The sequence below is a fragment of the Sorangium sp. So ce119 genome (genome assembly GCF_051524405.1).
GTDB lineage: Bacteria > Myxococcota_A > Polyangia > Polyangiales > Polyangiaceae > Sorangium > Sorangium cellulosum_G.
Genome location: NZ_CP150311.1, coordinates 1,072,221 through 1,085,024, shown reverse-complemented (window position 1 = coordinate 1,085,024; position 12,804 = coordinate 1,072,221). Strand labels below are relative to the sequence as shown.

Annotated in this window: 9 protein-coding genes; 2 read left to right on the top strand and 7 right to left on the bottom strand. The window is 69.0% G+C overall.

Annotation, left to right across the window (positions count from 1 at the left end):
• Nucleotides 1–5: 5 nt before the first annotated feature.
• The 4 genes from WME76_RS48390 to WME76_RS48375 all read right to left on the bottom strand — a co-directional run bounded on the left by WME76_RS48390 (nucleotide 6) and on the right by WME76_RS48375 (nucleotide 5,685).
• Nucleotides 6–1,961 (bottom strand): protein kinase domain-containing protein, encoded by a 1,956-nt coding sequence (locus tag WME76_RS48390; protein WP_437963034.1) that lies wholly within the window; start codon nucleotides 1,959–1,961, stop codon nucleotides 6–8.
• Between the two features lie 166 nt (nucleotides 1,962–2,127).
• Nucleotides 2,128–4,014: a sigma 54-interacting transcriptional regulator gene (locus WME76_RS48385; protein WP_437962990.1), complete on the bottom strand. Its 1,887-nt coding sequence runs from the start codon at nucleotides 4,012–4,014 to the stop codon at nucleotides 2,128–2,130.
• Between the two features lie 536 nt (nucleotides 4,015–4,550).
• Complete coding sequence (locus tag WME76_RS48380) at nucleotides 4,551–5,135, bottom strand: hypothetical protein (RefSeq protein ID WP_437962989.1); 585 nt, start codon at nucleotides 5,133–5,135, stop codon at nucleotides 4,551–4,553.
• 10 nt (nucleotides 5,136–5,145) lie between these two features.
• Nucleotides 5,146–5,685 carry a papain-like cysteine protease family protein gene (locus tag WME76_RS48375; RefSeq protein WP_437962988.1) on the bottom strand — a complete coding sequence of 180 codons (540 nt, stop codon included), beginning with the start codon at nucleotides 5,683–5,685 and terminating at the stop codon, nucleotides 5,146–5,148.
• 509 nt (nucleotides 5,686–6,194) lie between these two features.
• On the opposite strand from WME76_RS48375, the gene WME76_RS48370 reads away from it, so the two are divergent.
• Both WME76_RS48370 and WME76_RS48365 read left to right on the top strand, forming a co-directional pair.
• Nucleotides 6,195–6,893, top strand: a complete 699-nt coding sequence (locus WME76_RS48370; RefSeq protein ID WP_437962987.1) for a hypothetical protein — start codon at nucleotides 6,195–6,197, stop codon at nucleotides 6,891–6,893.
• Between the two features lie 55 nt (nucleotides 6,894–6,948).
• A complete protein-coding gene (locus tag WME76_RS48365) occupies nucleotides 6,949–7,635 on the top strand; it encodes a hypothetical protein (protein ID WP_437962986.1) in 687 nt (228 codons plus the stop codon).
• Nucleotides 7,636–7,768: 133 nt separating this feature from the next.
• Here WME76_RS48365 and WME76_RS48360 read toward each other — a convergent pair whose 3' ends face one another.
• The 3 genes from WME76_RS48360 to WME76_RS48350 form a co-directional block, all read right to left on the bottom strand.
• Complete coding sequence (locus WME76_RS48360; protein WP_437962985.1) at nucleotides 7,769–9,247, bottom strand: endonuclease/exonuclease/phosphatase family protein; 1,479 nt, start codon at nucleotides 9,245–9,247, stop codon at nucleotides 7,769–7,771.
• A gap of 280 nt (nucleotides 9,248–9,527) precedes the next feature.
• Nucleotides 9,528–10,958 (bottom strand): glucose/sorbosone family PQQ-dependent dehydrogenase, encoded by a 1,431-nt coding sequence (locus WME76_RS48355; protein WP_437962984.1) that lies wholly within the window; start codon nucleotides 10,956–10,958, stop codon nucleotides 9,528–9,530.
• A 998-nt stretch (nucleotides 10,959–11,956) separates the two neighbouring features.
• A complete protein-coding gene (locus tag WME76_RS48350; RefSeq protein WP_437962983.1) occupies nucleotides 11,957–12,775 on the bottom strand; it encodes a DUF4339 domain-containing protein in 819 nt (272 codons plus the stop codon).
• Nucleotides 12,776–12,804 lie beyond the last annotated feature (29 nt).

Genomic DNA, 12,804 nt, shown 5'->3' with positions numbered 1-12,804 from the left:
TCGACCTATGGCATGGTGGCGGTCGTGGGAATGCGAACGGTCGGCTCGCAATCTGCGAGCAGGGCGGCCGGACCGCGCCGCACCACGTTGAACACGTCCACCGGAGGGGCGCCCGGCAGGAGGCTCCTCGCGCCGACCTCCTCGAAGTCGAACAGCGCCTGCGCGGCCTCGCGGACCGGCGCATCGACGAGGATCTCCCCGGGCACCGCCGCTCTGGCGAGGTGCGCGGCGGCGTTGACCGCCTCGCCGAGCACCGTGTAGTCGAGACGGCCGTACGCCTGAGATCCGATGCTGCCGGAGAGGACCTGCCCCGTCGAGAGGCCGACGCAGATCCCCTGTGCGTAGGGCGAGCTCTCGCCGGCGCGGCGCGCCACCGCCGCCATCTGCGCGCGGACGATCACGCACGCGCTGAGCGCCCTCGACAGGTGCTCCGGCCCCTGGAACACCGCCATCACCGCATCGCCGAGGAACTTGTCCACGACGCCCCCCTTCGCCATGAGCTCCGGGACGATCACCTCGAAGTTGGCCCTGAGCAGCCTCATGGCCTCGCCGGGCGGCCTCTCCTTCGTGACGCGCGTGAACTGGAAGATATCGATGAACGCCACCGTGGCCATGACCGCCTCGCTCGCGAGCGCGATCGCCGGCCCCATCTCCCGGATCCGCTCGACCAGCGCCGCGCTCGTGAACTGCCGGAGGATCTTGTTCTCCTCGTCCGAGCGGGCGTTTCGCCGCAGCTCCGCGACATGCTTGATGGTCTTGTCGATGGTCGCCTCGAGATCGGCGCAATGGATCGGCTTGAGCAGGAAGTCGAACGCGCCCTGGTTCATCGCGCACCGGATGTTCGCCATGTCGCCGTAGGCGGACATCATCACCGTCTTCGCGAAAGGGTTCACCTCCGGGACGCGCCCGAGGAACGTGAGTCCATCCATCACAGGCATCTTGATATCGGTCAGGATGACGTCGATATCGGGGTGGCGCCGGAGCTCGTGGAGGGCGGCCTCGCCGTTGTCGGCGAAGATGAACTCGTAGACCCCGTCGCGGATCTTCTGCCGGAACTGCAGCCTCATCATGAGCGCCACGTCCGGCTCATCCTCGACGACGAGGATCTTGGTGGGGCCGCTGCTCACCTCGACCACCGCCGCGAACGCCGCGACGAACTCGCGCGCGGACTGGAACCGCTGCGCTGGGTCCTTGGCCAGCGCGCGAGCGAAGAAGCCGTCGAAGCCGGGCGGCAGGGCCGGGACGAGGCTCGACGGCGGCGGGAACGGATCGGTGCAGATGCTGATGAGCAGCTCCCCGACCCCGCGCGCCACGAAGGGGGGTCGGCCGGTGAGAGCTCTGTAGGCGATGACGCCGAGCGACCAGAGATCGCTGAGGTGATCCGGCGCGACGGCGCGCACCTGCTCGGGGCTCATGTACGCTGGCGTCCCGATCGCCTTGCCGAACGAGCTCTGCTGCGCTTCGTCCGACCCCTCGAACAACGTCCAGACCACGCCGAAATCGAGGAGCTTCACGCACTCCCCGGGCTCCTTCCGGGCCATGAAGACATTCGCCGGCTTGAGATCGCGGTGGACGATCCCGGCGGAGCTCGCCGCCTGCAGGCCAGCGGCGATCTGCCGGAGCAGGGCGAGCGTGGCCGACGGCGAGAGCTGCCGCTCCCGGGCAAGCCTGTGCTCGAGGTCTTCCCCTTCGAGGAGCTCCATGACGATATAGGGGCAGTCCTCGTCGATGCCATAGTCATGTATCTGTACGATGTGCTCGTTCCGGAGCCGGGCGATCGCCGTCGCCTCGCGCTCGAAGCGGCGTCGCGCGCTGTCGGACGTGACGTGCTCTGGCGTCATCACCTTGAGCGCCACAGGACGCCGGAGCGCCTGATCGAACGCCTCCCAGATGACGCCCATCCCGCCGCGTCCGATCTCACGTCGGAGCGTGTACTTCCGCGCGATCGTGCGATTGAACATGTTCATCGCGGTTCCATCATCAATGCTCGGTCGGTCTGATCACGCTGCGGCATAAACCAGGCTCTGGGCGGCCGGATCGCGCTCGAAATACGGGAGCTCATCGACAGCATCTCAGCCTCATTGAATGGCAAGCAACAAGTAGAAATCAGCAGTTAGCAAGAAGAAGTTAGCAAGAAGAGGGCCGCTTCACGCCCAGCACCTTCATGCGGTACGACAAGGTTCGCACCGGCATCCCGAGCCGCCGTGCCGCCTCGGCCCGATTCCAGCCCGCAGCCTCGAGCGTGTTGTGGAGGAGCCTGGCCTCGTACTGCTGCACCATCCCGCGGGCCGGCGCCCCACCCTCCGCCGCCGCCTCCTCCGGGGCAGGGGGCGCCGAGGAGCGTGGCTCCGGGTCGGGTGAGGAGGACATGCGGCCAGTCGCCGAGGCGCGCTGCGGGTCCAGCGCGCGGTCCGGGTCTGGCGCGCGCTCCGGCGAGCGCACCCTCGGCGGCAGATCCACCTCATCGACGATCACCCCGCGCGCCACCACGACCGCGCGCTCGATCACGTTGCGCAGCTCGCGCACGTTGCCGGGCCACGCGTAGGCGTCGAGCAGCGCGAGCGCCTCCCGGGTGATGCCCTCGACGCTGCGGCCGTTGGCCTCGCTGGCCGTGCGCAGGAAGTGCCGCGCGAGCGGCTCGATCTCGTCCCTGCGATCGCGCAACGGCGGGATGTCGATCACGACGCCGCCCAGCCGATAATACAGATCGGCACGGAACGCGCCCGACGCCGCCATCGCCTCCAGGTCCCGGTGCGTCGCCGCGACGACGCGCACGTCGACCTCGACCTCTCGGCTCGAGCCCACGCGGCTGAATGCCCCCACCTCGAGCACGCGGAGCAGCGCGGCCTGAGCCGCCGGCGGAAGCTCGCCGATCTCGTCCAGGAACACCGTGCCGCCGTCGGCCTCCTCGAACACGCCCTTCTGCTGCTGGAGGGCGCCGGTGAAGGCCCCGCGCTCGTGGCCGAAGAGGGTGCTCTCGATCAGATCCTTCGGGATCGCCCCGCAGTTGACGCGCACCATACGCCGCCCCTTGCGCGGCCCGCTATCGTGGATCATCCGAGCGAGGACCTCTTTGCCCGTCCCCGTCTCGCCGTGCAGGATGACCGGGAGGCGCGAGGCAGCCACGCGCCTCACCGTCTCGAGCAACGCGCGCATCTGCTGGCCAGCGATGATCCCCGCATCGGCCGGCTCCTGCCGCGCGAGCACCGTCGCCGCGGCCGGGCCGTACGCCACCGGATGCCCCGGCGAGGCGCGGCGGGCGGCCTCGCGCGCGGCCGCGAAGAGTTCGTCCGCGGTGCTGCCGGCGTCCGGATAGAGGGCGAGGCCGACGAGCAACCGGGCGTCACCGCCGACGCAGGCGGCGGCGATGGCCTGCGCGATACGGCTCGCCTCCTCGGCGCCGGTCTCGGGTAGCAGCACCTGGGCCGCGCAGGAGCCATAGAGCGCCACACGATGCACCGGCTGAAGGCAGGCGCGCACGGCCTTGAGCCAGCCCTCGGCCGCGACCGCCGCGCCGATGCGCACGTGGAGGAGGGCGAACGGGCGGCGAAAATGTCGAGCACGCGTGAGCTCGTCCTCCACCCGGCGCAAGAGCCTCTCCTCTCCCTCGAGCCCGAGGGAGTCTCCTCGGGCGCCGAGCGCCTGCACCTGCAGCGTGACGCTGCCGAGCACGACCTCATCGCCGATCGCGATCCCGGCACGCGAGACGCGGCGGCCATCGACGAATGTCCCGTTCTTGGATCCCCGGTCATCGACCCACACCCGCCCGCGGGAGAGGACAAAGCTGGCGTGCTCCCGCGACAGGGTACGATCTTCGATGCAGAGCGATGCAGGCAGGGCGCGCCCCACGACAAGCGGCGTGTCCGGCGAGAGCAAACGTCTCTCGGTCTTTCCGTCGTGGTGCCATACCAGGGCGATGCGCAGCGCCGCGCTCTGCTGGAATGCAGCGGTCGCCTCCCCATCCATGGTCCAGGTCTTCCCCGCGTCGTCCTGAACCGAGTTTCTGGACCGCATGTACTACCCCTCGCCGGTCTCTATATCAGGCGCGTTCGACCGGTCCAAGAGGCACTACCGGGCCGATCCGTGGAGGTGTTCCCCGGTCGCTTCCCGCCAGGTCACGCTGCGCGGCAGTCCCTTGCGGGTAAAATTTTACCAATGCGCGGCTGGCTGTGGCCTGGGGGCACCGGCGCGCTCACGTGCCCGGCGGAGCCACGAGGTAGGCGAAGGACCAATTCGCGGTGGCGATCCGGCGCGATCCGTGCGTTCCGCCGGTTTTTTCGGCGGGCGTGACGACGGATCGCAGCCCCTGGACGGCATGGACCCAACCCGGGCCCGACCGAGCCCCCGGCTCGGGGAGCTGACGGCGGCCGACCCGTTGTCTTGGGCTGCCGTGGTGCCGAGCTTGCCAGCACCCTGGGCCACGGCGTCGCCCTCAGGAATGAGGTGGCGGCCCGGGTCGCTCACGCGGCGATCGGTCAACTGCTCGGGCCGCCGGTGGCGCCTGCGGAGCGAGCAAGCTTGGGCCGAACGTCGAGCCTGGATCGATGGAATCAGGGCCCGCTCTTCGCGCCGGGCGGCCGCGGCAGGTTCTTCAGGAAATCTGCGACGGAGTCCATGAACTCGTCGAGCCTGTAGAGCTGGTGGGGGCCGACGAGCGCGCCGAGACGCGGATCGGGCACGTCGACGGGCAATATCTGATTTTGCTTGTCTGCCAGCCAGAAGGCGAGCGTGTAGGCGGCGGGGATGAGCAGCAGCCGGAGCTCGTGCTCCTTGTGCACGTGCTGCTCGATCCAGCCGATGGCGGCGTCGATCTTGGCGACCGCCGGGGAGATCCCGATCGCCTCGACGCTCGGCGCGTTGGCCGAGCCGGGATCGGCCAGGGACCGCGCGTAGGCCGCCGGGTTGCCGTCGATCAGGATCTGGTGCCAGTAACCGACGTTCTCGAAGAGCTTCGCGGGCGTCCGCTCGGCCTCGAGGAAGCCGGGGCGCGCGGTCCAGAGCGAGAAGGTCTCGCCCAGCTCGATGGAAGCGTTCCGGGCAAGCGAGGGATCGAGGCCGTAGAGCCGATGGGCCTTCTCGCCGAGCTGCCGGGCGATGTCGTCGAGGTGGTGGGGGAGCATGTCCGTGGTGTTCATGGCGTTCTCCTCAGTGAGACAGGACCCAGGTGTCGTTCCATCTGCCCTGCCCGTATGCGCTCGACACGTACGCATAGGTGCCCCAGAACTGCCCGATGGTCGGCCAGGGATCGTTCACCAGGAGATCGGTCGAGGCGTTGTCATAGCCGATGATGAGGGCGAGGTGGCCGCCTCCGGCCGTCCAGTTGAGCGAGGCCTCGAGCACGGCATTCGCGTTGATGAACTGCTGGACGTAGGCGAGGGCGACGGGGCCGTACGTCTCGTTGGCCGTGATCTGGTACTGGGGGTACGCCGGCCCGACCATGCTGCCGGAGATGGACGTATTGCACCACCCGGAGCCCGGCTTGCTGCAGCAGTCGCTCCGCCCGAGCACATGGTTGACGATGCTGCACTGCTGCTCCGCCGCGGTGTTGTAGTACGTGATCACCATCTCGATGCAGGCGGCCCAGCACCACATGCTCTGCTGCTGCGAGTAGTAGGGGACGTTGAGCCCGATCTGCACCATCGGCCCCGGCTCGATCTTGCGTCGCTCCTTGAGTCTGGCCTTCATCTTTGTGTCCTCCTCCGCGGGTCCGCGGATCGACGTGGCGAGTTGTACCGCCCGCGCCAGGGGACTCCAATGCATGGACGGGGCCAGCCGTTCCCCGCGGGGCAGCAGCCAGGTTTGCGCGCGTGACGCCGGTCGAGAGCCACCGGGGAGAGCTGCCGGGACGGGCAACTTCTTGCCGAGGGCAAGGAGCTGCCGAGGCGATGGCCGTCGCAGGCAGGTTGTTGCCCGCACGGAAGAGCAAGCAGCAGCCTGTTTGTCGCGCAGGCGCTCCCCCACGTCCGACGCTGCGACCCTGGGCTCGCCCTCGCCGTCCAGTCTCGGCGGGCGCGTGGTGAGAGCGGGCATCCGGCCATGGAAGCGCAGGAGGAGCACGGAGGAGTGCTGATGTTGACTGGTATGGAATGAGGTTTGCATCTCGGTCTCTTCACGATGCGGCGTTGAGCCGAGCTCCGGGCCGGCCGCCGCCGCCGCGTGTGATCGTGAGTCAATTCCACCGAGGAGACCAATTCATGACATACCAGATCAATATCGACATCGACGACGCCGGCCTCCAGAACATCTACAAGAGCGGCCAGGCCGTGACGCTGGTGAAGAGCGTCGTGAGCAACCCCGTGTCCACGGGCAACCTCCCGGTCGCCTGGATCGAGTTCCAGCCCCTCGAGACGAACCAGATCACCTGGGTCGAGAACTACTATGCCTACGCAACCACCACGGTGATCCAGGCGGGCGCCACCATCGTCATGACATCGCAGACCGCCGCCCCGGTCCAGCCGGGCTATCTCTACACCTTCGCGCAGGGCCAGTTCACCTCGGCCTCGGGATCGGGCGGCACCTATAACGTGGTGAACGGCCAGGTCAACGGCTTCAACTTCGGCCTGGCCCAGCAGGCGACCGTCAACAACACCGCGACGCTCGCGCCCCTCAACTCGGTGCCGGTGCTGTTCAATGAGGAGGTGTCCTTCACGCCGATCGAGACGGTCTCGATCTTCCTGTCGTCGTACATCAACAACGGCGTGGTGATCAGTCAGATCGCGGGCGCGGCGCTGACGGTGCAGCTCACCAGCCAGTCCCCGACGGCGACCGTTGGCTTCAACGACGCCACCAACGAGTTCTACCTGATCCCCAGCGCGGTGAACAGCCCGCAGGATTACATGCGCCGCCTGGCCTCGCGGCGGAATCATCAGCATCGCCCGACGATCAGGGCATGATCGGAGCCGCTCGGGCGCGGGCCTCTGGGCCTGCGCCCGAGCAGCGGGCGCAGGCATGCAATATCAGGTCATCATCGGCATCGACAGCGCTGGGCTCCACACGATCTACCGTGCTGGTCAGGCCGTGACGGTCATCAAGTGCGTCGGCGGCCAGGTGATGACCCCGAAGAGCGCCGCGACGAGCCTCCCGGTCGCCTGGCTCGCGTTCCAGCCGCTCCAGAGCAATCAGGTGATGTGGACCGAGACCTATTACGCGTACGCGACCACCACGGCGCTTCAGGCGGGCGCCGTCATCGTCATGAACTCGAAGACGGGCTCGCCGGCGCAGCCAGGCTGGACTTACACCTTCGCGCAGGGCCAGTTCACCTCGGCCTCGGCCTCGGGATCGGACAGCACCTTCAACGTGGTGAACGGCCAGAGCAACGACTTCAGCTTCGGCCTGGCCCAGCAGGCGACCGTCAACAACATCGCGACCGTCGCGCCCGTCGACGCGATGCCGGTGCTGCTCGGTGAAGAGGCCTATTTCAGCCCGAGCACGACGGTCTTGCTCTTCCTCTCGTCGTGCACCCAGAGCGGGACGGTGCTCGTTGGCAGTCCCAGCAGCGCTCTGGCGATCCGGCTCTCGTCCCAGAGCCCGACGGCGACCGTGGGGTTCAACGACGCGACCAACCAGTTCTATCTGGTACGACCCGCTCCGCGGTCGCGACTCCATCCGCCAGCGGGGCCCCGCCGGCGCTCGTAAAACCAGCGTTCGTGCTCACCGTTCAGGGTGATGCGACCCCATGCCGTCATGTGCCGGGCGGGTGAAGCCGGTCGTGACCATGAGCAACCCCTCGAAGCCGGTCACGACCCTCGGCCCGCCTCGGCGGAGGCGCTCAGGGGCTCGGTGCCCGGTTCTCTATCATCTTCTGAAGGGTCGCCGCGATCTCGACGAGATCCGCGTCCGCGCCGGTCGCGTTCGCGGCGAGGACCGTCTCGCGGGCGGCCGTGACCGCGCCCGCGCCGGGGAGCAAGAAGTCGCGCACGACCCCCATGTGCTGCATCGAGCTGGCGCCGCTGTCCGTCGCGAGGGCCGGGCTGAGCTCCGCGATCGGCGAGTAGACGCGCGTGTCGGCCACCAGGCCGTTGGTGAAGCGGCTCTCGCCGATCACGACGGCGGTCTCGAGCGGCGCCAGATCGTCGTCGACGAGCACCCAGTCGTACGGCTTGCTCCTGCCGGCGTTGGTGTCCGTGTCCCCGTTCCTGTCGGCCGGGTAGGGCCCTGACGTGGCGACGACCTCCGACAGCGCGGAGATGCACGGCTCGCTCCGGTTGTCGGTGTTGAAGTCGCCGCCGATGACCAGGTAATCGCCCTCGGGGACGATGTCCCGGATGACCGTGACGAGCTGCTGCGCCTCGTCCCGGCGCACGCTCGCGCTGCGGGTCAGGAGGTGGACGCTGACGGCCCAGAGGTCGATCGGGCCAGGGATGTCGATGCGCGCCCAGGCGAAGTCCCTGTTGTCCACCTCGCCGTCGTCCCACTCGCCGGCCTCGACGATCGGGTAGCGGCTGATGATCCCGTTCGGGATCTGCGCTCCGTCCTCCTGGTAGTAGCTGAACGTGCTGCCGAACGTGCCGTCCACGAACGCGCGGAGATCGGCCGCGCGGTTGTCGCCGTAGTTGAACTCCTGGATCAGGACGATATCCGGTCCGACGCCCTGCATGATGCGCTGGCCGTGGCCGAGGTCGTAGCTCTGACGCGTACCGCTCGTGAGGTTCGCGGCCATGAGCCGGAGGCGCACCGAGGGCGTCTCGCCGTCGCCGCCACCAGCGCCGCCGGCGCCGCCAGAACCACCCGTGCCGTCAGCGCCGCCGGCGCCGCCAGAACCACCCGTGCCGTCGGAGCCGCCGGCGCCCCCGGCGCCGCCCGCGGCGCCACCGATACCGCCGGCGCCACCCTCACCAGCACCGATACCGCCGGCGCCGCCCTCGCCGCCCGCGCCACCCTCACCAGCACCGATACCGCCGGCGCCGCCCTCGCCGCCGGCGCCGCCCGCGCCGCCCTCGCCGCCGGCGCCACCCTCACCAGCACCGGTTCCACCGCCGCCGCCGACGCCGCCAGCGCCGCCCTCACCACCACCGGCGCCAGCGCTGCCCCCGGCGCCCCCGGCGCCGCCACGGCCGCCCTCGCCCCCCGCGCCGGCGCCCTCGCCCCCGCTGCCGTCACCGCCGCCCTGCTCGGCGCCTCCCTGGCCGCCGGACGATGTCGAGGACGAGACGCCGTCCTCGCTCCCCGGCGGGTCGGTCCGACATGCGGCTCCGGAGAGCACGGACAGGAGCAATGCCCATCGCAGGAGCTGGCGCCCCGGGGCCATGGAGGACGAACTGCGCATCTCGTTGCACCGGACCTTTCCTGGTTTCCTCTCATGAAAGCACGGACGAGGACGCGCCAGGAACCCTGAACGCCCGCCGGACGACGATCCGCGGGACCGATGGCCATCTGTGCGGAGGCAGCGCACATCGCGAACCGTCCACGCGCGCCGCCACGAGCGCTGCCTCACCGACGAGGCCGCGTCCGCGGCGTGCCCGGGACTGGCATGGTCGGGGTCGCGGACCTGCGCCGGTTCGACGCAGGTCCTGCCCCGCCGATGCTGCTCAGTGGGATCCCGTGTACTTGAACTCGAGGATCGCCCCCGGGTTCTCCAGCGCCGTCGTGGCGCCGCCGGTCGGTCCGCTCGTGTTCCCCGCGGTGTCCGTGATGATGTAGAGCGTCTTGCGGTCCGGGCTCATCGCGAGGTCGCGGTAGCGGTTCGTGGTCTGGAAGTGGACGATCGGCTCGCCGACAACGGACTTCCCGTTCGGGCTCAGCTTCACCTGGTACAGCGCGCCCTTCTTGAGGGTCGTCATCAGGAGCGTGTTCTCCCACCCCGGGATGCCAAACCCGGCGGGGTAGTAGTGGAGCGCGGAGGGCGCGACCGTCGGCCAGCAGATGTACTGCAGGAAACCGCACGACCAATCGAAGAAGTTGTAGTCGTCGGGGACGGTGAAGAAGGTGAGGAGCGGCTCCTTGAAGGGCTGGCTGAACGCGCTCTCCTCCTGCTGCGGGACGGAGGGAGGGGCAGCGTAGTCGTTCCAGAAGAGCGACTCGCAGGACTCCGGGCTCGAGGCCGACCAGTTGTCGTACGTGTAGGCCTGGTCGTCCTGATAGCCGGCGACGTGGGGCCAACCGTAGTTCTTGCCGGGCTCGATGAAGTTCAGCTCGTCGTCGCTCTTCGGCCCATGCTCGTTCGCGTAGAGCTTGTCACCCCGGCCGAACGTGAGGCCCTGCGGGTTGCGGTGGCCGTACGAATACACATGGCTGCGGACCCCGTTGATGACCGGGTTGTCCTTCGGGATCGAGCCGTCGAGGTTCATGCGCAGGATCTTGCCCTGGTACGTCTGCCAGTCCTGCGCCGCGACCTGGGCCGCCGTGGGCAGCTCCTGCGCGCGGATCGGGAGGCACTTCCTGTCGAACTGGTTGTTGCCCTGATCCCCGATGGTGTAATAAATCCTGTAGTCGGGGCCGATCAGGATCCGCGCGGAGTTGTGGTCGTAGCTCCCCGGAAGGCCCGTGATGATGTCGACCGGGCTCCCCAGGGTCTCGGTCGCCGCGTCGTACGTGTAGCGGCGGATCTTCACCCTTCGGTCCACGTCTTCGCCGGGATCGATGTCGTAGGTGTACGAGACGTACACGTATTCTCTCCCCATGCCCTTGAACATGTCCGGGTGGAGGGCCAGGCCCAGCACGCCGTCCTGTCCACCCGACTGGAACGCCTCCGTGATCGTGATCGCGGGCTTCAGCAGGCCGTCTTCCGGCCTCACGCGCACGACCCGCTTCGCGGTGCGCTCGGTCAACCACAGGTGGTCGTCCGGCCCCCAGACGATCCGCATCGGGTACGCGAGATTCCGCAGGATCTCGCGTGAAGCGAAGGTGGCTTCGCCGGGGGCGGAGCCCCCGCCGCCCGGCTCGCCGACGACGACGGCCTGGCCCTCGGCGCCGACGGGATCGCCCAGATCCTCGGCGTTGTTGCATCCGATGAAACCCAACGAAGCGACGGTGAGCAAACCAACCTGAGCAAGGGTAATGGCTGGACCGCGTGAGATGAATAGGGACATGGTACTACCTCTCTGCTTCTTTCAGGCGACGGCGCTGACCAGGTCCTACCGCGCCAGGCGCGGTGGACATGATGGGCGAGCTTCAACGTGGAACCGGTGAACACACTGCTCCCGGTAAGGCGCCTCCCGGTTAAGGTAAGGTCTTTACTATATCAAGCGCCCGGGACCCCCGTACTGTCAAGTTCAATCCGCTTTGCAGCACGGATGGCACAGCGCACGAAGACGGCGCTGAATCAGACTTCTGGCACGGCCGTTGCGGAGCTCGTGATAACTCGCCGAGCCTCACGAGGCCGGCACGCGGCGCTTCAAGGAGCACCATGTCGTCAAGGAGCGCTTGTTATGCGCCCCCCGGGGATGCCAGCGGCGACGCTGCAGTGGGCCGGAGCGGAGAGCGAAGCCGCGCTGTCAGGGAGATCGCACGGCGGCAATCGAGGGCGACAGGACATCTCCTGGCTTGCTCACCGACACGCGCTGCTCGCTCATCGAGGCGCGGCGATCGCCGGCGAGGGCGCCTCGCGCGCGATGGGATCGAGCGGCATCCACCCTGCGATGGCCCGGAGCGCGCTGCCGTGCTTGCGGCGTGCGGGAGGGGTGTTGGTGACGCCCTCGCTCGCGAGGCCCTCGACCCTCGATCGGCAGCATGAAATGAAGCGCGACGAGCCGACAGGGTTCGTGAGGGTCCAGCGGACCGTCGAGGGTACGGACGGGCTCCCGGAGCCAAGGAATCCCCCCATTGGCAGCCCTTTTCAGCGGGGAAATTGAACAGGGAGGCGGGGAGACGGGGAGGATTGAGAAAATCTCCCTCCCGCCTCCCCGCCTCCCTGTGAAATCTTCTTGAAATTGAAGGGGATGCCCCACCTCGGCTGCGCCGTTCGCGCGGGGGCGCCGCGGCCGTGGGTGGGGCAGGGGAGGCGCGGCGGCCGCCCTGGCTACCGCGCCTTCTCCGCCAGGCCGAGCTTCTCCAGCGAGCGCGGGGTCCCGAAGCCGGGCCCGCCGAGCGCGGACTCGATCTGCTGATACACGTTCTCCCGCCCCGCGGAGCGCGCCGCGTCGAGGAGCACGTCATTGCGGTAGAGCGTCAGCGTCAGCCCCGCCACGACCGACAGCGCGAGCATCAGGCGCTGCGCCCGCCCCGCGCCGCGCGCGCGCGGACCCGTCCGGACCGTGTCCCGCAGCGACATCGGCGTCAGCATCTGCTGCGCCGCGACGCCCGGCAGGGCCAGCGTCGACATCATCTGCGGCGCCGGCGTCGCGGGGTCCGGCAGCATCAGCGTCGCCAGCATCTGCGGCTGCGGCGGCGGCGGGGTGGGCCGAGACGCCGCGAGCACCGCCGCCGGCGGGGCGGCCACCTCGGTCCGCGTCACGATGTTCGTGAAGCTGTCCACCGGCCCGAGGAGCGCGGAGGCCGAGAGGCTCGTCACCACGGGCGTCGGATCATCGGAATCCATGGCCCGCGGGATCGTCGGGCCCGGACGACCCGCGCCCGGCCGAGCCGGGGCCCGCGCCGGCTCCGGCGTCTCCGGCTCGAGGCCGGCCACGATGCCGAGCGGCTGCCAGTTCGCCATGCCGGGCCGCCAGATCTTGGTCGACTCGTCGATGAGGTCGAGGCGGAACAGGTCGTCGAGCTTGTCCAACGTGAGCACCTTGATGTCGTCTGGCGCGACGGCGACATGCCACAGGGTCTCGCGCTCATCGGTCGCCGGAACGGGCGGCGCAGGGCGCCTGGCCGGAAGGGGCGGCGGTTTCATACAAAGTCCTCCCTTGCGAAGCCGAGGAT

Bases quoted from the DNA above. Each gene is read 5' to 3' on its own strand.
- WME76_RS48360 (WP_437962985.1), bottom strand. From the start codon at position 9,247: ATGGCCCCGGGGCGCCAGCTCCTGCGATGGGCATTGCTCCTGTCCGTG.
- WME76_RS48380 (WP_437962989.1), bottom strand. From the start codon at position 5,135: ATGAACACCACGGACATGCTCCCCCACCACCTCGACGACATCGCCCGG.
- WME76_RS48365 (WP_437962986.1), top strand. From the start codon at position 6,949: ATGCAATATCAGGTCATCATCGGCATCGACAGCGCTGGGCTCCACACG.
- WME76_RS48375 (WP_437962988.1), bottom strand. From the start codon at position 5,685: ATGAAGGCCAGACTCAAGGAGCGACGCAAGATCGAGCCGGGGCCGATG.
- WME76_RS48385 (WP_437962990.1), bottom strand. From the start codon at position 4,014: ATGCGGTCCAGAAACTCGGTTCAGGACGACGCGGGGAAGACCTGGACC.
- WME76_RS48370 (WP_437962987.1), top strand. From the start codon at position 6,195: ATGACATACCAGATCAATATCGACATCGACGACGCCGGCCTCCAGAAC.
- WME76_RS48350 (WP_437962983.1), bottom strand. From the start codon at position 12,775: ATGAAACCGCCGCCCCTTCCGGCCAGGCGCCCTGCGCCGCCCGTTCCG.
- WME76_RS48390 (WP_437963034.1), bottom strand. From the start codon at position 1,961: ATGTTCAATCGCACGATCGCGCGGAAGTACACGCTCCGACGTGAGATC.